The 20,808-nt window shown below is 42.3% G+C and carries 26 protein-coding genes; 8 read left to right on the forward strand and 18 right to left on the reverse strand.

Going from position 1 to position 20,808, the window contains the following annotated elements:
- Positions 1–8: 8 nt before the first annotated feature.
- Positions 9–2,033, reverse strand: coding sequence for a type I restriction endonuclease subunit R (locus SYN7509_RS24990; RefSeq protein WP_009630202.1), 2,025 nt, complete (start codon positions 2,031–2,033; stop codon positions 9–11).
- A gap of 95 nt (positions 2,034–2,128) precedes the next feature.
- Between SYN7509_RS24990 and SYN7509_RS24995 the strand changes: the two genes are divergently transcribed.
- The 3 genes from SYN7509_RS24995 to SYN7509_RS29035 are packed head-to-tail and all read left to right on the forward strand — an operon-like array spanning position 2,129 to position 2,982.
- Entirely contained in the window at positions 2,129–2,479 is a 351-nt protein-coding gene (locus SYN7509_RS24995; protein ID WP_009630203.1) for a transposase, read from the forward strand.
- Positions 2,433–2,633, forward strand: a complete 201-nt coding sequence (locus SYN7509_RS30595) for a hypothetical protein (protein WP_009630204.1) — start codon at positions 2,433–2,435, stop codon at positions 2,631–2,633. Before SYN7509_RS24995 ends, SYN7509_RS30595 begins: the two co-directional genes overlap by 47 nt.
- A complete protein-coding gene (locus SYN7509_RS29035) occupies positions 2,608–2,982 on the forward strand; it encodes a transposase (RefSeq protein WP_051482543.1) in 375 nt (124 codons plus the stop codon). Before SYN7509_RS30595 ends, SYN7509_RS29035 begins: the two co-directional genes overlap by 26 nt.
- Here the strand turns inward: SYN7509_RS29035 and SYN7509_RS0203350 are convergent.
- The 12 genes from SYN7509_RS0203350 to SYN7509_RS29040 all read right to left on the reverse strand — a co-directional run bounded on the left by SYN7509_RS0203350 (position 2,957) and on the right by SYN7509_RS29040 (position 8,701).
- Complete coding sequence (locus tag SYN7509_RS0203350) at positions 2,957–3,991, reverse strand: type I restriction endonuclease (RefSeq protein ID WP_009630047.1); 1,035 nt, start codon at positions 3,989–3,991, stop codon at positions 2,957–2,959. The genes SYN7509_RS29035 and SYN7509_RS0203350 overlap by 26 nt on opposite strands.
- A 173-nt stretch (positions 3,992–4,164) precedes the next feature.
- A complete protein-coding gene (locus tag SYN7509_RS0203355; RefSeq protein ID WP_009630046.1) occupies positions 4,165–4,707 on the reverse strand; it encodes an RES family NAD+ phosphorylase in 543 nt (180 codons plus the stop codon).
- 3 nt (positions 4,708–4,710) lie between these two features.
- The gene (locus tag SYN7509_RS0203360) at positions 4,711–5,064 is read right to left on the reverse strand and encodes a helix-turn-helix domain-containing protein (RefSeq protein WP_009630045.1); all 354 of its coding nucleotides are present in this window, start codon (positions 5,062–5,064) and stop codon (positions 4,711–4,713) included.
- Between the two features lie 83 nt (positions 5,065–5,147).
- Positions 5,148–5,483 carry a XisI protein gene (locus SYN7509_RS0203365; protein ID WP_009630044.1) on the reverse strand — a complete coding sequence of 112 codons (336 nt, stop codon included), beginning with the start codon at positions 5,481–5,483 and terminating at the stop codon, positions 5,148–5,150.
- Positions 5,484–5,496: 13 nt separating this feature from the next.
- Entirely contained in the window at positions 5,497–5,724 is a 228-nt protein-coding gene (locus tag SYN7509_RS0203370) for a hypothetical protein (protein WP_009630043.1), read from the reverse strand.
- The gene (locus SYN7509_RS0203375) at positions 5,721–5,939 is read right to left on the reverse strand and encodes a hypothetical protein (protein WP_009630042.1); all 219 of its coding nucleotides are present in this window, start codon (positions 5,937–5,939) and stop codon (positions 5,721–5,723) included. Before SYN7509_RS0203375 ends, SYN7509_RS0203370 begins: the two co-directional genes overlap by 4 nt.
- Positions 5,940–6,020: 81 nt before the next feature.
- Positions 6,021–6,248: a hypothetical protein gene (locus tag SYN7509_RS0203380; protein WP_009630041.1), complete on the reverse strand. Its 228-nt coding sequence runs from the start codon at positions 6,246–6,248 to the stop codon at positions 6,021–6,023.
- A complete protein-coding gene (locus SYN7509_RS0203385) occupies positions 6,241–6,717 on the reverse strand; it encodes a PIN domain-containing protein (protein WP_009630040.1) in 477 nt (158 codons plus the stop codon). Before SYN7509_RS0203385 ends, SYN7509_RS0203380 begins: the two co-directional genes overlap by 8 nt.
- A complete protein-coding gene (locus SYN7509_RS0203390) occupies positions 6,714–7,940 on the reverse strand; it encodes a restriction endonuclease subunit S (RefSeq protein WP_009630039.1) in 1,227 nt (408 codons plus the stop codon). Before SYN7509_RS0203390 ends, SYN7509_RS0203385 begins: the two co-directional genes overlap by 4 nt.
- A complete protein-coding gene (locus tag SYN7509_RS30040; RefSeq protein ID WP_009630038.1) occupies positions 7,933–8,088 on the reverse strand; it encodes a hypothetical protein in 156 nt (51 codons plus the stop codon). The genes SYN7509_RS0203390 and SYN7509_RS30040 overlap by 8 nt, the downstream gene beginning before the upstream one ends.
- Complete coding sequence (locus SYN7509_RS0203400) at positions 8,085–8,330, reverse strand: UPF0175 family protein (RefSeq protein WP_009630037.1); 246 nt, start codon at positions 8,328–8,330, stop codon at positions 8,085–8,087. Before SYN7509_RS0203400 ends, SYN7509_RS30040 begins: the two co-directional genes overlap by 4 nt.
- A 29-nt stretch (positions 8,331–8,359) precedes the next feature.
- Positions 8,360–8,701 carry a UPF0175 family protein gene (locus tag SYN7509_RS29040; RefSeq protein ID WP_009630036.1) on the reverse strand — a complete coding sequence of 114 codons (342 nt, stop codon included), beginning with the start codon at positions 8,699–8,701 and terminating at the stop codon, positions 8,360–8,362.
- Positions 8,702–8,766: 65 nt separating this feature from the next.
- Here SYN7509_RS29040 and SYN7509_RS29045 point away from each other — a divergent pair, with 65 nt between their 5' ends.
- Together SYN7509_RS29045 and SYN7509_RS0203415 are read left to right on the forward strand one after the other, a co-directional pair.
- Positions 8,767–9,063, forward strand: a complete 297-nt coding sequence (locus SYN7509_RS29045) for a hypothetical protein (protein ID WP_202807211.1) — start codon at positions 8,767–8,769, stop codon at positions 9,061–9,063.
- A 20-nt stretch (positions 9,064–9,083) separates the two neighbouring features.
- The gene (locus SYN7509_RS0203415; protein ID WP_028954076.1) at positions 9,084–9,590 is read left to right on the forward strand and encodes a transposase; all 507 of its coding nucleotides are present in this window, start codon (positions 9,084–9,086) and stop codon (positions 9,588–9,590) included.
- A 161-nt stretch (positions 9,591–9,751) separates the two neighbouring features.
- Here SYN7509_RS0203415 and SYN7509_RS0203420 read toward each other — a convergent pair whose 3' ends face one another.
- The 3 genes from SYN7509_RS0203420 to SYN7509_RS0203430 all read right to left on the reverse strand — a co-directional run bounded on the left by SYN7509_RS0203420 (position 9,752) and on the right by SYN7509_RS0203430 (position 13,813).
- Positions 9,752–12,178 carry a type I restriction-modification system subunit M gene (locus SYN7509_RS0203420; protein ID WP_009630514.1) on the reverse strand — a complete coding sequence of 809 codons (2,427 nt, stop codon included), beginning with the start codon at positions 12,176–12,178 and terminating at the stop codon, positions 9,752–9,754.
- Between the two features lie 161 nt (positions 12,179–12,339).
- On the reverse strand, positions 12,340–13,200 hold the full coding sequence (locus SYN7509_RS0203425; protein ID WP_009630513.1) for an SMP-30/gluconolactonase/LRE family protein: 861 nt from the start codon (positions 13,198–13,200) through the stop codon (positions 12,340–12,342).
- Positions 13,201–13,207: 7 nt separating this feature from the next.
- Positions 13,208–13,813, reverse strand: coding sequence for a nitroreductase family protein (locus SYN7509_RS0203430; protein WP_009630512.1), 606 nt, complete (start codon positions 13,811–13,813; stop codon positions 13,208–13,210).
- A gap of 149 nt (positions 13,814–13,962) precedes the next feature.
- On the opposite strand from SYN7509_RS0203430, the gene SYN7509_RS0203435 reads away from it, so the two are divergent.
- From SYN7509_RS0203435 to SYN7509_RS29540, 3 genes are all read left to right on the forward strand, one after another.
- Positions 13,963–14,661, forward strand: coding sequence for a pirin family protein (locus SYN7509_RS0203435; RefSeq protein WP_009630511.1), 699 nt, complete (start codon positions 13,963–13,965; stop codon positions 14,659–14,661).
- A gap of 190 nt (positions 14,662–14,851) precedes the next feature.
- A complete protein-coding gene (locus SYN7509_RS0203440; RefSeq protein WP_009630510.1) occupies positions 14,852–17,320 on the forward strand; it encodes an ATP-dependent Clp protease ATP-binding subunit in 2,469 nt (822 codons plus the stop codon).
- 76 nt (positions 17,321–17,396) lie between these two features.
- Positions 17,397–17,648 (forward strand): hypothetical protein, encoded by a 252-nt coding sequence (locus SYN7509_RS29540; RefSeq protein WP_148297918.1) that lies wholly within the window; start codon positions 17,397–17,399, stop codon positions 17,646–17,648.
- A 3-nt stretch (positions 17,649–17,651) separates the two neighbouring features.
- Here SYN7509_RS29540 and SYN7509_RS27450 read toward each other — a convergent pair whose 3' ends face one another.
- Both SYN7509_RS27450 and SYN7509_RS25020 read right to left on the reverse strand, forming a co-directional pair.
- The gene (locus SYN7509_RS27450) at positions 17,652–19,475 is read right to left on the reverse strand and encodes an FG-GAP repeat domain-containing protein (RefSeq protein WP_051482544.1); all 1,824 of its coding nucleotides are present in this window, start codon (positions 19,473–19,475) and stop codon (positions 17,652–17,654) included.
- 382 nt (positions 19,476–19,857) lie between these two features.
- Positions 19,858–20,232 carry a hypothetical protein gene (locus SYN7509_RS25020; protein ID WP_009630518.1) on the reverse strand — a complete coding sequence of 125 codons (375 nt, stop codon included), beginning with the start codon at positions 20,230–20,232 and terminating at the stop codon, positions 19,858–19,860.
- Positions 20,233–20,808 lie beyond the last annotated feature (576 nt).

Here is a 20,808-nt window from a genome sequence, read left to right on the forward strand (position 1 = left end):
GGCAACTTTTACTGATACTCAGGTTGGTTTTTGATTAGCTCTACCACTTCTTTAGCGTTAATGTTATATCCGGTGGCGGCTTCTCGAACTACTTTAGCAACTTCTCGCTCTTTGAAATTATTGTTTACCCAACCTTCTTTTTTAGTTTCGCGCACAACTTTATCAATGGAGAGTGCTAAGTCTTCATTTTTGCCCAAATTGTCATACAGAGACTTCAATGCTGGAGTGTTTAAAGTTGGCGGGTAATTAGTCGTAAAAGGCTGTACTACTTGACGAGAGAGTTGTTTAACTTGTGCTAGATAGTCTTGATAGGCGATCGCATTATCGCGGCGTTCTTTAATTAAATCGTCAAGCAACTGGGACATTTGCTCATAGTATTTGGGATTTACAGGATTTTTATCGATGATAGTTTTCCGCAGATTGTTTTCGATGGTTTCCGCCATTGCTACGGGGTCTTTTTTCAAGCCATCGGGCAATTCTTCTAGTACTTCCAACCCGTTTTTAACAATTAATTCGACTAAACCTAGTTCTGCAAACTCTGAAAAAACCGCACTGTCATCAGCGCGAATATAACTATCAAGCAAGTGACGCATGGCGCTTTCGTAGCGTTTCATATCGAGGTAGTCGCCACTAGCAACTTTTACCTCGTTGCGAATTAAGGTGTAATGGGTAACTTCGGCTTTAATAGCGGCGGTTTCTTGGGGGCTGTAGCCTGCTTGGGTCATCTCATTAGCTAGGTTGGCGTAGGCACGAATTAAGGCGGCGACAGCTTGATATAGAGCGATTCTTTTGGGGGCGTTGCCAGGTAAATCGGTGGTATCTGCGCCACAAAAATAGTGTAAGTAATCTTGAGTTTCGCGGGGAAGTAAAACGGTTTCGCACAAGGCTTTAACTTTTTCGCGGGTTTCTTCAAGGCGATCGCTTGCTTTTTCGAGGCGATTACTTAATAATCCTGCTACATCAGTGCTGTCGTACCCATCTAATGCGCCGCTTGTGTAGTCGCCAATTGCTCCCTCCAAGCTCTGAAATAGGTCTTTGTAATCCACAATATACCCATATTCTTTATCGTCTCCATCTAGGCGGTTGACGCGGCAGATTGCTTGAAATAAGCCATGATCTCGCATTTGTTTGTCGATATAAAGATAAGTAGCTGAAGGAGCATCAAAACCTGTAAGTAGTTTATCAACCACAATTAGCAATCGCATTTGTCCGGGTTCGTCAATAAAGCGCTGTTTAACTTTTTGCTCAAATTCTTCTACCCGATACATGGCTTTATCTTCAGATTCGCCAAAGTAATCCGCCAACATTTTGCGGTAAATAGCGTACTGGTGGAGTTTTTCCGTGAGTCCTTCGCCGCTTTCTTCGCCTTTAATATCGGCGGGGGAAGGTTTGTAACTTGTGGCGATCGCACATTTGCCAGCCAAATCGGTACGGCTGAATAACTCGTAAACTTTACAAGCTTGGTAGATACTGGCACAAACTAACATGGCGTTACCGCGTCCATCCATCAGGCGGGGTTTGGTATCCATATCGAGCATAATATCTTTAACAATTTGCTCTAAGCGCGATTGGCTAGAAAGTACCTTTTGCAACGTTCCCCATTTTTGTTTGAGTTGCATTTTGGCAATGTCTGTTAAACCGCGAGTTTTTGCTTCAAACCATTGGTCAACTTTTTGGGGTGAAGTAATGTGTTGATCAATATCGCGGGCTTCGTAGCGCAAATCTAAAACTACGCCATCGGCGACGGCTTCATCAAATTTATAAGTATGAATATAACTGCCAAAGATTTCAATACTTTTTTGCTTGTCTTGTTTTAATAAAGGTGTACCTGTAAAACCAATAAAAGTTGCATCGGGTAAAATCGCCTGCATTGCATCGTGGAGTTTTCCCGATTGGGTACGGTGACATTCATCTACAAATACAAATAGGTCGCCTTTGGGATTAAAGTTGCTAGGTAGCTTGGTTTTGATGTCTTGAATAAATTGGTCGGTGGCAATATTTCCCTCGTCGCTATTGCCAAATTTGTGAACCAATGAGCAAAGCAGCCAAGGAGTTGTTTTATGAACCTATCCCACTAAGGTTAAAAATGTGATAATGTAGTTCTCAGATTGATTAAGCTACATGGGATATGGCTGGAAAATTTGAGGGATTGAGCGATTTAGAATGGAAACTGTTTGAGGATGTGATGACAGAGAAAGGAGAAAAGCGGGAACGAGGAATGCCCCATGCGCCTTTTCGTCATGTACTGAACACCTTAATGTATGTATTGATTACGGGTTGCCGATGGTGTGATGTGCCGAAGGGAGAAATTTGGGCATCGAAAAGTTCAGCACATCGATGGCTAATGCGTTGGCAAACGGATGGAACGTTGGCACAATTACAAGCACGGATACTAGGAATCGCATCAGAGAAAGGATTAATTAACTGGAACTATGGCGCGGTGGACGGGTCTTTTTCCCCCTGGCAAAGGCGGTGGTGAGGATGTTGCTTATGGTTATAAGGGCAAAGGGATTTTAATTCATACTCTCACTGACGGTAACGGGATGCCGTTGTCTAATACGACTACACCAGCTAATGGTAGTGAACGCCAGCAAGTAATGACGCTAATTGACCGCAACGCCAGTCAAAAATAATCAACCTGGTAGACCCCGTAAACGAGTCAAAGTGCTGGCGGCGGACAAAGGCTATGTCAAAGTGCTGGCGGCGGACAAAGGCTATGATTCAAAAGATTTGAGAAAGGCTTTGCGTAAGCGTGGTATTAGACCACAGTTGCCAAAACGAACTCGCAAAACAAAGAAAAATCGGGGTAGACCAATTAAAATCTCAGTCCCTCGCTTTCAAATCGAGCGTTGTTTCGCATGGTTTCAACGGAAATACCGTAGGCTCGTTGTTCGATGGGAGAGAATCTCTGCCTGTTTCAATGCCTTTGTTACTCTTGCAACAATTCACATCTGGATTAACAGAATTCTGTTAGTGGGATAGGTTCATTGAGAGTAACAAATAAATTTGCGCCGCTAACAGTGCGATAAATGTCTTCTTCTACGCCTTTAAAAACTTTCTCGATTTGTTCGTCTAATTCTGTGCGATCGCTAACAATCAAAACTCGCGTATTGGTGACATTTTCCCGAATCCATTTAGCCAGCCATACCATAACTAGGGTTTTACCTGAGCCTTGAGTATGCCAAATTATGCCCCCTTCACGGCGCTGGATGTGCTGTTGGGCAGCTTGAATGCCGAAATATTGGTTATGGCGACAGGTTTTTTTAATCCCAGAATCAAAAACTATAAAGTCGTGGATGATTTCTAAAAACCGAGCTTTGTTGCATAGCAAACCCAGATGGGAGTCTAGGGAATTGTCGGCGGTTTCTTTCCATTGCAAGTAATATTTTTCAGGAGTTTCAATTGTTCCATACTGCAAACCCTGAGTATCGTTACCCGCCATTATTAATTGCAGAGTGGTAAAAAAGGGGCGAATAAAATCTTTTTTCTGATTGTCGAGGTTTTGGCGGATACCTTCGCCGATCGCAATGCTAGATCGTTTTAGCTCCAAAATCCCCAAGGCGATACCGTTTACATACAAAACAATATCGGGGCGTTTTTTGTTTTCACCTTTAATTGTGACTTCTTGGGCGATCGCAAAGTGGTTATTTTCTGGCTGTTTCCAATCAATTAGCCAAATAGTTTGATTTTGTTCTCCTGCACCTTCTTTAACTTTGACTCCGTAGCGCAGAAGGCGATAAACGGCTTTATTAGCATCGTAGAGGTTTTGACCTTCGCCCAAGGTAGCAGCTTTGTCTAGTTCGCGGAGAGTTTTATCAATTAAGGTTTTGCTTGCGCCTTGCTGTTGCAGCCATTTACTGAGTAAGTCGGGTTCGATGTTGCGGTTGTTGGCGCGGGTATCCCAATTGCCGAGGTAACTGTAACCTAATTGTTGAAACAGTTTAACGACGCGATTTTGAGTGATGCGCTCAAGTTGTCCGACTTTACTCACATTTTTTTCCTTTTTTGGGTTGCCTGACAGTACGCAGTCATTGAGTCAGTTATAACAACAGTGTCTGAGAAAACGGTAGATTTTTTTATAGCAATCTTCAATCAATTGCGAAACTTGTAGGGGGCGCAATGCATTGCGCCCCCTACGGTTAAACCCATTACGCTATATCTAAATCAAGAAATTTGAAAAAATCCATCAGGTTCAACGGTGGGTAAAAACTTGCGGCTATCTGGTGGCAATTTCTCTAAAAATAAAACTAGACACCATTGTTCTAAGTTATCTAGAAAGGCAACAGAAGGAACAACGATCGCTTGGGTTGAAGTCGTATTACGGATAAAGTTTGCTGTTGAACGGGCGATATTTTTGTCTTTAAAACAATCTGGCGCTGTTTCTAAAGAAAGTTCTGCCCAAACTTTGGCATTTGTTAAGTCAAGCACGTACTCTAGCTCTACTTTAAAACGAAAAACTTGACGGCGGTAAGTTTGGGCTGCAAGTTCTGGTGTTCGGTCAACTTTAAAATGTCGGGCGTATTCAGCCAAAGCAACATTTTTTTCTTTTGCTAGATATAGGGTTGATTCCCCAGCAATATTCCAACGATTTTCGCTGCTGCGATCGCAATACTTGAAATTGTAAATATCGTAAGTTTTGCCAGGGGTATCGGGTATGTGTCGAACAGCGTAACCTGTCCAGGGTGATATATAAGCCTGGAGGGGCATATTTTAAAAACCTGTTCCCTCAAAATCTGCGGCGATCGCACTCAGGACAGTTTCATAGTTGCCTAACCCAAACAAATCAAAAGCACACCGTCCCTCAAAAACTGGCAAAGGTGTTTTTAAAAACTCTTGAAACCCAACTGCTGTATAAACCATTAGTCCTAGTTCGGTAATTTCTTTGAGCTTGGCTAACCGCGACAGCGCCTCGGAATTGTTGGGTAGTCGTTCGCCTTTTTCCCAGCGAGTTATGGTTTTGCTGCTAACTTTTAACAAGTTACTCATCCGCTCTTGAGAAATACCTAATCCTTGACGAATATCTAGGGGATTTAAAAGCCGATCGCTGTTTATAACTGTTGGCATATTCTAATTGCCTCCAATAACTCGGTATATTTATTTTAATTAATGTCTAGACTTTTGTCTAGACTACTCAAGAATAGCGATCGCTACGCAACTCCGTAGCCTGTGTACGGTCGTTTATAAGCAGGATGTAGACCTAGAACAATATCTTGTTTGGGAATGCCCATATCAACCAGTTCTTGCCCTACATCAATATCGGTAGTGTTTTGCTGAAGCCAAACTTTACCATTTTTGATATCGAAGTGCAGGACGGTGTGATAAACGCGGCTTAAGCCTTTCCAGCCAACGCGCATTAATTGATAGCGATCGCGCACAAGATCGAAAAAAAGTTCGTTCTCAATTTCTTCATCTTGAAATTTGGACTGGCTGTATTGCTCCAAAAGGTTTTGTATACAGGTTCGATAAAGTTCTAATTTATCCATATTGGAAAATACGCTATTCAATAATTTCCTCGTACTGGGTTGCATCGTCTTTTTGGCGCTGTCTCATTGATGTCAAAATGTCTTCTAAGGGAGTTTTGTCTAGCCACTTTTGGCGCTCTTTGGTGTAGTCTCCTTGTCCAGGGGTGAAGTGTTGAATAAAACGAATAGCATCTACAACTCCCAAGGAATCGAATAATGCTTGATAACCTTGCTTAATAATTTCCTGCTGTGTTTTGATCACAATCTACTGGAGTTTTCTGGGAAAATAGGTGCAATTACATCGCCTAAAATTTTACCTGTGCCTTTCATAAATCCAAAGGCGGGACGTTGGGGGAGACTTGTAGATTCAGTTGATCGCATATCCTGTTTAAGCGTATTCAAAATTGCCTCAATAATGCGAATCCGATCTTCTACTGATGATCCTTGCAGTTTTTCGAGAATTTCTGACTCAAGCATTTTTCTGTTTTTTAAATTGATGGATAGTCTATTTATGTCTCAATCTCCTGAGCGATCGCACTATCGGGATCGCAAAGTATGCTACTCAATAATTTCTTCGTATTGGGCTGCATCGTCTTTTTGGCGCTGTTTCATTGATGTCAAAATGTCTTCTAAGGGGGTTCGCTCTAACCACTCATGGCGCTCTTTGGTGTAATCTCCTTGTCCAGGGGTAAAGTGTTGAATAAAACGAATAGCATCTACAACTCCCAAGGAATTGAATAATGCTTGATAACCTTGTTTGATAACTTCCTGCTGTGTTTTAGGCATTGGCGTTGTCTTCAGTTTGTGAGATTTTAATTAACCATTGAACGGGATTGTCGATGTCTACATAAATTAGTTGAGTATTGTTTTGAGCTTTCTTGAGCAATCTGTCGTCGGTAGTCAAAAATATATCGGCTCGACTCCTTTCTGCACTAGCAATATGAGTTGCATCGTACCCAGAAAATCCCAGTTTTTGCAGTTCTAGCGATCGCCTTTCGATAAATTGACTACTAATAACTTTGATTTTAGCGATCGCTAGTGTGGTTTTTACATTTTTAAGCCTTTCTAAATCTGGGGTTTGTTCGAGTTCTTCGTCTAAGGCGGTGCTGGAGATTAGTTTCCACAATCCCAATTCACATTTACTCAAGATAGCGAGAATTGCCTGGGTTTCTAAAGCAATGCGGGGCTGGGTTTGGTCATCGAAAGGGCGATTGAGGCAGCAAGCGTCTAAATAAATTCTATAGCTCAAACTCATACTAGCCGCGTCCGTCCAGTTAAAAGTTCTTGCATCATGCCTTGTTTGATGGCTTGGGTTTTAGATTGGCGGGATTCTAAAGCAGAAATCGCTTTATCCATATCAGATAGTACAAGTGCGATCGCTCTTTGTTCTTCTAGCGGGGGAATTGCAACCTCACAGTTTTTAACTACATTCCAATCGGCTCTAGGCATATGCGTACCGTAAGCAGTGCTTGCAGCTTCAATAAACCAATCAAGGGTGACAATTTGATATAAAAATTTAGGTATAGTTAGTTGGCTATTTGCGACTAAAACCCATATTTCAGTTGAGCAAACACCCTTACAATCTGCAAGCCAATATTTTCGTAAATAGGAACGCAATTTACCAAACAAAACATCTCCAGGCTGAAAGATTGCTTTAAGAGAAGATTGCTCTCCCGTTTGGGTGCTGCCTAGCAATCTTCCTGTACTTGATTCGATGTGTTCTAACTCAACACAAAATTCTTGAGTATTGGATTTTTTTGGATCTAAACGTTCCTTTCGATAAAAAGCAATTTCAGAAAATAATTTTATCTTCCACTCACCATCAAACCCCCGTAGGCGTTTTTTGCCCGTGAGAAGTTGCTGCATGATAGCGGTTTTGAGGTCGCGTTTTTTGGCAATTAGCTTATCTAGGGCGGAAATTAGGGCATCTACGTCAGATAAAGCTTGAGCGATCGCGTGTTGTTCTTCTAGCTTTGGAAAAGGTAATAATAATTGACTATATTCATTGCCATTAATTCCCGGTTGTCCACTTCGCATAGACATTACCAGTACCCAGTTCCAATATGCTTTTGTTTTTACATACTGAGAAAGAAAGCTTGGCAGTAATACAGATTTATTAGGCTGTACTTTAATAAGAAAGCCTGCATATACAAGCCGTCCATCTTGGGATCTATAAAAATAAGACTTGCCAACACTAGCACCAGTTCTTGCAAAAACTAAATCACCTTCCTCAAGAAAATATTGGTTTGCGCTAGAATGCCTTACACTTGCTAGGTTTTCTGGTTTAAAGTAGCCATCTTCTGAAATATCAGTAATTCTAATGTAAGTGGGAAGATCGCCTTGACACACAACAGCAGCAGCATTAATTCCATACTGAGGATTTGTTTTTAATGCAGTTTTTAATTGCTTAACTTCCCAATCTTCAGGAATCAAACCAATTTCAGTTTGCTTATACCCTTCTCTCACTTGATTACTCATTCCCTTTTTCCTCAACAACTTTGAGAACTCTGTCATACAAAGGTGCAGCAATCCAAAAGCCAGCGCGATCGCATTTATTGCCCTGTACTTTAATAATTGTGCGATCGCTAAACAACTGAGGAGAAATGCGATCGCTAACAACAATCACAGCCAGCCCTTTGTATTTAACTGCTGAATGTCTTGCTGAAACTCGGCTACATCGTAGTGAACGCAGATCCCGCGATCGGCAATCAATCTCTGAAATCGAATCTGCGGTATTTTTAACAATTCTGCTGCTTTCCCTAAACTAATTTTGTCCAGCTTAAAAAGCATCACGACAATTTCTATTAAAAGTTCATTTTCTGAAAGCCTACTAGCTTTTACAATTTCGTCAGAAATAACTAGACTCATCTTGCTTTCTCCTTGCAGCTACTTGAATCCTAATTTATTTTCTTGTCTCTAATTCTCTGCAAGTCTTGCCAGAAATCATCTCTCGATCCCGAATCTAGTACATCCTTTCTTTCTTGGGTATAATCACCACTTCCCAACTCTACTTGTGTTTTCTTTTCTAATAGCGATCGCAGCCTGCCCATTTCCCGCAGATTTTTAACATCTTGTTCAAAATCCTCTACATCGTAATGGATAGAAATTTGACGGCTTGCCAATAAATGTTGAAATGCAACGCGATTCATTCCAGCAAACCGACTTGCCTGACCAAGAGTAAACTTTTCTTTCTGAAACAGCAAAACCGCAATTTCTTGTTTCATTTCCGCTTCAGTCATGAATCTATCCCACTAAGGTCAAAAGGTGATAATCTAATTGTCAGAGTGATTAAGTCCTACAGAATATGGCGGGAAGATTTGAGGGATTAAGCGATCTAGAATGGAAGTTGTTTGAGGATGTGATCGGCGAGAAAGGAGAAAAACGGGGACGGGGAATGCCCTATGCGCCTTTCCGTCATGTAATCAACACCTTAATGAAGGCAATTGATTACGGGCTGCCGTTGGTGCGATGTACCGAAGGGAGAAGTTTGGGCATCAAAAAGTTCAGCCCACCGATGGCTAAAAAGCTGGCAAGCAGATGGAACGCTAGAGCGACTACAAGCAAGGATATTAGGCATCGCCTCGGAAAAAGGATTAATTAACTGGAGTCATGGTGCGGTCGATGGCTCTTTTTCCCCCTGGGAAAGGAGGAGGTGAGGACGTTGCTTATGGCTATAAGGGCAAAGGAATTTTAATTCATACTTTGACCGACGGTAATGGTATGCCTCTGGCTAATTGCACGACCGCAGCTAATGGTAGTGAAAGAGAACAAGTGATGCCGCTATTGAATAGCGTTACTGTCAAAACTAATTCTCCTGGCAGACCCCGTAAACGGGTCAAAGTGCTGGCTGGGGACAAAGGCTATGACTCCAAAGATTTGCGTGCGGCTTTACGCAAACGTGGTATTAGACCGCAGTTGCCGAAGCGAGCCTGGAAAACTAAAAGAAATCGAGGTAGACCCATAAAAATGTCAGTCCCTCGTTTTCAACAAGAGCGCTGCTTTGCATGGTTTCAACGGAAATACCGTAGACTTGTTGTTCGATGGGAAAGAATTTCTGCCTGCTTTAATGCTTTTATTTCCCTTGCAACAATTCACATTTGGATTAACAGAATTTTATTACTGGGATAGGTTCATACGAGTTGCTGACAAAACATCATCAGAGATTAATATACTCATTGCTTTAGCCTTCTCTCTCAACTTTTATTTTAATAATTAATCTCATTCCAACCCCCGCCAATTTGTGCGACAGTGTCGCACAAATTTGAATAAACTTACTTTCCACACAATTGTTACCAATCTAACCCCATTCGCTTCAAATGCTCCTCTACCTTGCTCGATAATACTTCCACCTCCTGCACCAACTGCGGTAATGGTTCGGCGTAGCGTTCCTCTAGCGTCTTTACCCGATTTGCCAATTGTTGCGTTACCCTTTCAATCTCGGATGCGATCGCACTTCTCAAAGTAGTTTGCCATTTATCATCTACTACCAAGGTTTTTATCTCGTCTTCTGTTAGTTTGGGATAGTAAGCAAACACCGCTTTATCTAACGCCGTCTGCTTATCTCTTAACACTTTTTCCCCCTCAGCCTTGCTATCAAACAATTTAAGGCACTTTTTCAATACCTCTTGTTCTTCTTTATCGCCTTTTAACTCCTTCAATCTCGCTGTAATGCTGGCTTTAGTTACTTTCCCCGTATCGGTTTGAGCATCGCTAAGTAAACCTTCTTCGCCAATGTGTTCCTCAATCAACGCCTCCAACTCCTGAGATTTTGCCTCTACTTCTGCTTGCAACTGGTCGATTTGTGCTTGCTGTGGGGCAAAGTAGCGCTCTACTATTAGTTTTGGCGGAATCAAGTCCGACTTATATTTGTTTTTATCAATCACTAAATCCGGCGTTTCCGTATTCTTATCGCCTTTTTTAACTATCAATTGTCGCAACCCATTACCCGCCGCCCAGCCGTCTTGTACCAGCACGTACACATCATCAGTCATCGTCTGCGCCCAATAATCCATCAATAGCTGATAAATTTCGTAATGGCTCAACAAATCAGCGTCTGCAAACCGTGCTAATAGGTCTTCTGACAGGATTTTAATTAATTCTTTGGGCTTATCGGCGATCGCAATTCCCTTTAATAAAGCATCGTGTGCCTTACGCCAATTAGTATAAATAGCAATAGAGCGATCGGCAAAGGTAGTAAATTCAGGATGATTGAGAATAGTTGCCTTTACTTGACTAGCTGCTACTAAACTATTGCTGTAACCATTACGTTTACTGTCTGTAAAAAGCGTCTTTCGCAGATTGGGAAACACCGCCCAGTAGTCTTGCAACGCATTAATATCTGTGTCAGGAATCCCGCCGTTTAAGTGAGCGCCCAGGTCGTGCAAATCTTCCGGCTTACTAGAATCGATATAGCGCGGAATATTGAGGTTATAGTCATTTTTAGCAATTTCTTCTAAGCTAACCATCCGGCTGTAGCGGGGTAACTCAATTTGTTTATTAAAAGCATCAACAATTTTGTGAATATCTTGGCTACGCAGGCGGTTTTTATTGCCATCTTTAATAAAACCTTTGCTTGCATCCACCATAAATAAACCTTGACGGTTTTTAGCATTCTCTTTATCGATAACAATAATGCAAGCCGGAATCCCCGTCCCGTAAAACAAATTTGCAGGTAAGCCAATAATCCCCTTAATGTATCCCTGACATACCAAATTTTGCCGAATCCGCGCTTCTGCATTGCCCCGAAACAGCACCCCATGAGGCAAAATCACCGCCGCCTTCCCCGTACTATTTAAAGACTTGAGGATGTGTAGCAAAAAAGCATAATCGCCGTTTTTATCAGGAGGCGTACCGTAGTCAAAGCGCCCAAATTCATCGTCTGTTAAATTAACGCCATTACTCCAAGACTTGTAGGAAAAAGGGGGATTAGCAACAGCAAAATCAAAGGTTTTCAGACTGCCATCAGCATCTTTCCAGTAGGGAGCGCAAAGCGTATTATCTCGCCAAATTTCGTGAGTCGGATAACTGTGCATAAACATATTCATCCGCGCCAACGCCCAGGTAGAATTGTCCATTTCCTGCCCGTAAATCGACAACCCGCGCGGCGCTTCATCCGCCACCTTTAGCAATAACGAACCCGAACCACAGGTAGGATCGTAAACTGTTTGATCTTGGCTTGTTTGCGCCGTTATCCCGATGATTTGGGCAAGAATCCGCGACACCTCTGCCGGAGTATAAAACTGCCCCTTACTTTTGCCCGACTCCGTAGCAAAATGACGCATCAAATACTCGTAAGCATCCCCTAGCAAATCGTCCCCTTCAACGCGATTGGCGCTCAAATCTATGCCGTCAAAAATTGCTACTAGGTTAGACAAGCGATCGACCATTTCCTTCCCTTTGCCTAACTTATCCTCATCGTTAAAATCAGCAACGTTAATTACACCCTTAAGATCGTTTTCCGCCGCCAACGCCCCAATAATTTTATTAATCTTGTCGCCAATTTCTTTATCACCCTTCAGCGCCACCATGTCTTTAAAAGAGCCGCCTTCTGGGACTAAAATCGTCCCGTCAGGATCGCCAGCATACTTGTCGCTAACGTACTTCATAAACAGCAGCGTTAGCACGTAATCTTTGTACTGAGACGCATCCATCCCCCCGCGCAACTCGTCACAACTAGACCACAACGAGCTATAAAGTTCCGTCTTTTTAACTGCCATTAAGTTTTAGTAAATCCAAAATATAGAAAATAAGGTTACAAATCGGGGAATAGTGCGATCGCCTTAAATGATGTTTGATAAGTTCCTGCTAATCTTAGAAAAAACCCGATTTAAAATCCCCCATGCGTTGGGGAACTTGGGGGGCAAAAAATGTAAGTTTACTATCCAAAATGAAGCGCAGGCAAACCAGAAGTATTAGTTTGAAGGCTAAATAAGTCCCCAGAGTAGAAACTTTTTTGAATTTCTCCTTCGCTCAAACCTACTGAAGCCGTTGTAATATAAAGCGTCGTCAAGTCTCGATCTCCAAAAGTACAAGAAGTTGGACGCTGGACAGGCATTTTTACCCGCATCATCTCTTTACCTTTGGGGTCAAATTGGATAATACACCAACCGTCCCACATTGCCGACCAAATACAGCCATCTTTATCGACTGTCAAACCATCGGGAAAAAAAGATTCAGCTTGTAAATTGATCAGTGTTCGGCGATCGCTAATACTACCGCTTTCAGCGTCAAAATCATACGCATAGATAGTTTTAAGCGGCGAATCTGTTAGATAAAAAGTCTTATTGTCTGGACTCCATCCCAAGCCATTAGATACTGTTAGTCCCGTTTCGAGTATATGTAACGATCCATCGTAGCGGTAAAGTTTGCCTTGGGGTTCGCCTTTACTACTCATTGAACCAAACCAGAAACGCCCAGCGCGATCGCATTTACCATCGTTAAAACGGATATCGGGATTATCTTCTATATCCATAATCGCCGTAACTTGACCATTGCTAGTATCCAAAAAAGCAATTCGGTGACGTTGACCAATAATTAGGCGATTATTTCCGGCGGGTGCAACACAACAAACAACTTCACCCACATCAAAAAACCGATCTTCCCCTGTCGCTGGATTAAATTGATGGACGCGATGATTGTAAATATCACCCCAGTAAAGCAATTGCTCGTCAGGATGCCAAAAGGGAACTTCTCCTAGCCGCGCTCTAGCTGTGAGGATGTTTTGTGGCGAGTAATTCATTACTTTTTTATTTAACTTCTGGTGCGGTTTGATTCCAAGTATTAGAAAAAACAAACTTATCTAAAGGCTTGCGAGTGCGCGGATTTTGTTCTCTTTGTTGCAATGATTCTGATAGAGTTTGAGCATTGCCAAGATAGCCAAGAGCGATCGCACTTGCAGGTTCGTAACCAGTGGGTATCTGGTAAACCTCTTTTGCTTTTGGTACGTCAAAACCTGCCATTTGGTGTACAAATAAGTCTAAAGCAGCCGCTTGAATCGCCAAACTAGCAGAAGATGCACCCACATCATGAAAAGCATGGCGATTTTCTACACCATTGCGTTCAAAATGTAGTTTGGCAACGGTAAGCATCAATACTGGAGCATTCCGCGCCCATTCTTGGTTTCCTTCTGCGAGAATACTAAGCAAACGCTCAAATTCAACGGAGTTTTCTTTAGTAGCAATAATAAAGCTCCAAGGCTGTTCGTTGTAAGAAGAAGCCGCCCATCGTGCTGCTTCTAGCACACTTAGTAACTTTTCTGTTTCCACCATGCGATCGCTAAAAGCTAAAGGACTCCAACGTTTACGTTGCGCGTCTTCGATTGGATGTTGATTATCAGCTAATTTATCTATCATTAAATCTTTTCTCCTAAGTGCAACTCAATCGTATTTATCTTACTGCCTACATTTGGTAGTATTTCCCGATGTTTTTTGACGGCTTTCTACACTGCAATATTAAATAATTTAACATTAAACTAAATACAGTTGAATGGAGCAAACATAATATGATTACTCTACGACCAGGCAATCAAAGAGGTCATGCCAATCATGGTTGGTTAGACAGTTACCATACATTTTCCTTTGCCAATTATTACGACCCCAAAAATATGGGCTTTCGTGACTTGCGGGTAATTAATGAAGATTGGATTGCTCCAAACGGCGGGTTTGGCGCTCACAGTCACCGCGATATGGAAATTATTACCTATGTTTTAGAAGGGGCGCTAGAACACAAAGATAGTTTAGGTACGGGAGCAGTAATTAAACCTGGAGATGCTCAAAGAATGAGTGCGGGGACAGGAATTACTCATAGCGAGTTTAATAACTCTACAACGGAGGCTGTGCATTTATTGCAAATTTGGATTTTGCCCGACACAACGGGAATTGATCCAAGTTACGAACAGCGCAACTTTCCCATAGACGAAAAGCTAGGCAAACTAAGGTTAATTGCCGCAAAAGATGGGCGTGAGGGGGCGGTAAAAATTCATCAAGATGTAGATTTGTATACGTCCGTTTTAAGGAAAGGCGATCGCCTAGTTCATAATTTGCAACCCAACCGTCACGCCTGGTTGCAAGTAACAAGCGGGGAAATAAAGGTAGGCGATATGGCGCTTAAGGCTGGAGATGCGATTTCAGCTAGTGATTCTCAATCGCTCAATATCAGCACTGATACCGATGCGGAAATCTTACTATTTGACTTAGTTTGATAAGTAGTCGTAGAGGCGCTATTTCCCTCCGCCTCTACCTTTGACGGCAAGTACACCTAAGCACATACGGCTCTCACTACTGCCGAAAGTGACCCCAGATAGATACATTAAAGCAAGAAAGTACATAAAAGTTTAATTATGGGTGAGAGTAACTCATCCGCTCTATTTAGCCAAAAGAGGGCAACCCACGATGTTTGAACACTTCAGCAAAGAAGCTATTAAGGTAATAATGTTAGCCCAAGAAGAAGCCCGACGCTTGGGACACAATCTCGTGGGGAGCGAGCAAGTGCTTTTAGGGTTGATTGGCGAAAATACTAGCATTGCAGCTAAAGTATTGAACGACTTAGGCATCAATATCAAAAACGCCAGAGTAGAAGTAGAAAAAATTATTGGTCGAGGTTCGCGCTTCGTCAGTGCAGAAATTCCTTTTACTCCCAAAATGAAGCGGGTATTTGATAAATCCTTTGAAGCCGCGCGTCAACTAGGAGACAACTTTATTGCTCCCGAACACCTATTTTTAGGACTAATTGAAGAAGGCGAAGGTGTAGCCATCAAAGTAATTGAGAACTTGGGCGTTGATACCGCCGTTGCCCGCAAAGCCGTGTTAGATGAATTAGAAAAGCAGCCTGTTGGCGCTAATAGGGGCAACGTTCAAAGCTCTACAAGCCGAGGTGTTGCAGGCAAGACGACCACTTTAGAGGAGTTTGGGACAAATTTAACCAAACTAGCCGCCGAAGGCAAGCTTGACCCCGTAGTAGGACGAGATAAGGAAATTGAACGCGCTGTACAGATTTTAGGACGACGCACGAAGAACAATCCCGTACTAATTGGCGAACCGGGAGTCGGTAAAACTGCGATCGCCGAAGGATTAGCACAGCGCATTGTTGACAAAAATATTCCTGACATTCTCGAAGATAAGCAAGTATTTAGCCTTGACGTTGGTTCGTTAGTTGCTGGAACTCGTCATCGCGGAGACTTTGAAGAACGTATCAAAACAATTATGGAGGAGATTCGGGCGGCGGGAAATATCATCTTAGTAATTGACGAAGTACACAACTTAGTTGGTGCGGGATCGGTTCAAGGTGGAATGGATGCGGCGAATATTCTTAAACCCGCTTTAGCAAGAGGCGAACTTCAGTGTTTGGGTGCAACTACTCTTAACGAATACCGCCAGCACATTGAACGAGATGCAGCTTTAGAGCGCCGCTTTCAGCCGATTATGGTGGGCGAACCTTCGGTAGAAGAAACCATCGAGATTTTGTACGGTTTGCGTTCTGTTTACGAACAGCACCACAAAATCAAAATTTCTGATGAGGCAATTTTTGCCGCCGCTAAGTTGTCGGATCGTTATATAAGCGATCGCTTTTTACCCGACAAAGCCATAGACTTGATCGATGAAGCAGGTTCTCGCGCTCACTTAGCTAGTAGCCAACAATCGCCCGAAGTTAAACAGTTAAAGCAAGAACTTGACAGCATCTCTAAAGATAAAGAGAAAGCCGTTAAAGACCAAGATTTTGAAGTTGCTGGACAATTACGCGATCGCGAAATTGAGGTAAATGAGAAAATTAAGTTAGCCTCAGAAAATAAGCAAGCTGTCGTGACTACTGTTGATGAAGAAGCGATCGCCCACATCGTTGCTTCTTGGACGGGAATACCGCTCAACAAACTAACCGAATCTGAGTCTACAGTTTTACTACACCTAGAAGACACTTTGCACCAACGCATAATTGGTCAAGAGGAAGCAGTTACAGCAGTTTCACGCGCAATTCGTAGAGCTAGGGTAGGCTTAAAAAGCCCCGACAGACCAATTGCTAGTTTTATCTTCTCTGGGCCTACTGGAGTTGGTAAAACCGAACTTTCTAAAGCTTTAGCTGCTTACTTCTTTGGTTCGGAAGAAGCCATGATTCGCTTAGATATGTCGGAATACATGGAGCGCCATACAGTTTCTAAACTAATTGGTTCGCCCCCCGGTTATGTCGGCTATGACGAAGGCGGACAGTTGACCGAAGCCGTAAGACGCAAGCCTTATAGCGTCATCTTGTTTGACGAAATTGAAAAAGCGCACTCTGATGTATTCAATCTGCTGTTGCAACTATTAGATGACGGTAGGCTTACTGATGCTCAAGGTCGGACAGTGGACTTTAAAAATACACTGATTATCATGACATCTAATATCGGTTCTAAAGTCATCGAAAAAGGCGGCGGTGGGATTGGCTTTGAGTTTGCTGATAATGGCGCAGAGACTCAATACAACCGCATCAAAACCTTAGTTAACGAAGAACTCAAAAACTACTTCCGTCCTGAGTTTCTCAATCGTTTAGATGAAACCATTGTCTTTACACAACTGAAGAAAACAGAAATTAAGCAAATTGCCGACATTTTGCTTCTTGAAGTTGCCAATCGATTAGCTGAACAAGGAATGACTTTAGAAGTAACCGACTCCTTTAAGGAACTTGTAGTAGAGCAAGGCTACAGTCCTAGCTACGGTGCTAGACCATTGCGCCGAGCAATTATGAGCTTGTTAGAAGACTCCTTAGCCGAAGCAATGCTAACTGGACAAATCAAACTTGGCGACAATGCGATCGTTGATGTCATTGGCGGTGAAGTGAAAGTAACTAAATCTGAAAAACCAGAATTGGTACTTGCTTCTATTGCATAGTTATAAACCTTGGTATTGGCACTAGGTTAAAGCGCACATTTTTAGGAATGTGCGCTTTTTTAATTAAAGCGATTTAATGTTTCGCGGACTGTATCATTTTGCCACAGCCCTTAAACGGGGAGAAGCTGAGGAAGTAATTTCCTATTTTCTTTCCTCACCATCGACTTCTAGGTCTCGTCAAAGCATCTCGCCCACGACATCAACAGCGAGATGCCCTCTCACAACAGATTTGGGGCGCAACTTCCTCCTTATGTTGAATGAATGCTTTGCGCCCCTACGGTTGTATGTTTATGAATCCTATAGGATCGCTATAGTTATCGCCACCTAAAAGCTATTTAGCAACCGGGAGAGGCTCGTTAATCCAAATTAAAGCCTTACTATTGGGACTACCCATAGCCTTGAATTGCAAAGAGTTACTTAACTTCAAAGCGGCGGAAATATCCATTACTCGCACTTGACCCGCTACCAAACTCCCGGCAAGAAAATCGCTACCATTTACCGATAGCCGTAGCTCGGTTAAACCAGGATTAGCATTAAGGATGTTAAATAGACCTTGTTGCTGTCCTATCCCCGTCAAAGTTGCGGCGATGGGTTTGCCAGTGCTGCTAATTAAAACAGTGGCATAGTTGGAAGTGCTAACGTTACCTGCAACATCTGTCACCTTGACTTGGAAGGCAAGAGTTTTAGAGGGGGTTGTAGGTTTGGCAGACAAGACTAAAACCGAACTTTGAGTTCCTGGGGTAAAACTAGGGGTAGTGACGGTAGTATTATTAGCGCTGCTCACCATAACAGTAGCAAGTCCTGAGCCTGGATCTTGGGCAGTCACTTGGATGGGTGCGGATAAGTTAGAGGGTGTATAAGTTACCGAAACAGTGGGGGGAGTTGTGTCTGGTAAAGGAACTGGGGTGCAGTTGTTGACCAATACCGAGACAGTGTCGGAGCTACCATTTGCCACGAATAGGTCTTGCTTATTATCGCCATTGACATCCCCTAGGGTAATAAAATTGGAATTACTTCCGGCAGCAAAGGTTTGTTGGGTTTGGAAAGTTCCGTCCCCATTGCCTTTCAATACCGAGACGTTGCTGGAGTTAGCGTTTGCGGTGACAATATCTTGCTTATTATCGCCATTGACATCCCCTAGAGTTACAGAATTGGGAGAAGTCCCGGCGGCAAAGGTTTGTTGGGTTTGGAAAGTGCCGTCCCCATTGCCTAGCAACACCGAAACGTTGTTGGAGCTAAAGTTTGCGGTGACAATATCTTGCTTATTATCGCCATTAAGATCCCCTAGAGTGACGGAAATGGGATTACTTCCGGCGGCAAAGATTTGTTGGGCTTGGAAAGTTCCGTTTCCATTGCCTAGCAATACCGAAACGTTGTTGGAGTAAAGGTTTGCGGTGGCAATATCTTGGTTGCTATCGCCATTGACATCCCCTAGGGTTACGGAAATGGGATTACTTCCGGCGGCAAAGGCTTGTTGGGTTTGGAAAGTACCGTCTCCATTGCCTTTCAGCACTGAGGCACTGTTGTTGCTAAAGTTTGCGGTGACAATATCTTGATTGCCATCGCCATTGATATTCCCTAGGGTTACGGAACGAGGATTAGTTGCGACGGCAAAGGTTTGTTGAGTTTGGAAGGTGCCGTTCCCATTGCCTAGCAATACAGAAACGTTGTCGGAGTAAACGTTTGCTATGACAATATCTTGGTTGCTATCGCCATTGACATACCCTAGGGTAACGGAAGTGGGAGCAGTCCCAACGGCAAAGGTTTGTTGGGTTTGGAAAGTACCGTTCCCATTGCTTTTCAATACCGAGACAGTGTCAGAGGAGTTATTTGCTACGACCATGTCTTCGTCACCATCGCTATCAATATCTCCCAGGGCTACGGAAATAGGATAAGTCCCAGTGGCGAAGGTGGTTTGGGTTTGAAAGCTAACGTTGCTGCATTGGACAAGCGCCTGTGCTTGTGCTTTTGGCATTGGTGCTTGCACCAGTAACAAGCTGCTGATTGGGACTATGGTTGCTATAAGTTTAATAGCGCGATCGCCACCATGAATATTTACCCTTCGATAAATTAGTTTGATTGAATGGGTAACAAACTTTGATTGGGATGCTGAATTTACTGAACCTGATACAGGTATAAAATTGTTAGTTTTCATGGTGGTTACTGTAATAATAGGTAGGTTTTTAACCCCAAGATCGCCAAAGGTTTTAATTGGGTGCTGCCAATTTTTAGCTTTTTACAGGGAAATTTGGAGGATTTTATTAACTTTTGGCTGAGTAAGACTGATGTTTGCGATCGCACTTACCTTGCAACTAAGCATTTCTGTGTAGTTACCAGATAAACTATTGGCGGGCGATCACATTTATATACAGTCGAAAAAAGAGCAAAAAATAAACTCTAAACTATTCCTGACGAGCAAAAACGGCTTAGAGTATTTATCAGAAAGTTGCTCAAAGGCAGAGTCCGTCAGCAAGCTGGAAATATCTTTGGCTAAAATTTAAGCTACAGCGTCAAACCCTCACTGGTAGTTAGTTTCATCAAATACCACTACCAATTAAAACTGTTGTTGAGTCACCAAAAGAGTTAGATTGAGGTATATCTAGGGCGGGGTCGCCTACACTTGAAACACTATTAATAGCCAAAGGAGCTAGACCTCTAATAGTAATTACCCCTGCTGATCCATAAGCAAAGGCTGTATTCTCTTCAAGAAAAGCATCGTTAAAAGCGCCAGCAAAAGCAGTTTGCTTGCCGATTGCGGCGGCAAGGGCTACCCCAGTTACGGAACCCTCAACAATTGTAAAAGCTGCACTACCTGCCGCACCACCTTCACCAGCCATTGCATTAGTAGATAGTGCTGAGATACTAGCAACAGTAGTTAGACAAACATACAAAGTTTTTGTTAGTAATTTCATCTTTTTTTCCTAAAAACTTGATCTTTAGCAACATCTTATTTTAAGAAATGGAAAAATGTCTATAACTTAATTTATTAAGCCTTCATTAATAAAAAATACTGCCTCAGTATATTCCACATATTGCTTATTTTTTTTCTCAATAAATATGTTGTTTTAATGGTTAAAGGCGCTTTTTCAGTTTTTAGCTCTGTGAAAATACTTAGTTATTAACACAAAGTGTAAAATAATTTTATTCAAAATTTATAGGAATTATATAGTTTTCTTTAAAGTCTTCAAAAATCTATAGCGATCCTAAATCAACTATGAACGTTGTAGTAGGGGCGCAAAGCATTGCGCCCCTACGGATAATTTTCACTAATCAATTAGGATTGCTATATATCAATTGTTATATGTATATTTTTAAATAGATTTATAGAGAATAAATAATTATAAACTTACTTTCCAATTCGCCGTAGCCTGATATTATTTATTAGTGTTTAATAAATTTATTCAAGCGAATATTTCTATAAAACCTAGTGAGATTATATAGCTATAACAATCCTAAAGCAGTCCTTAAAAAGCTAGACGGCTTTGCCC

Origin of the sequence: Synechocystis sp. PCC 7509 (assembly GCF_000332075.2) — a bacterium.
Classification (GTDB): domain Bacteria; phylum Cyanobacteriota; class Cyanobacteriia; order Cyanobacteriales; family Chroococcidiopsidaceae; genus Aliterella.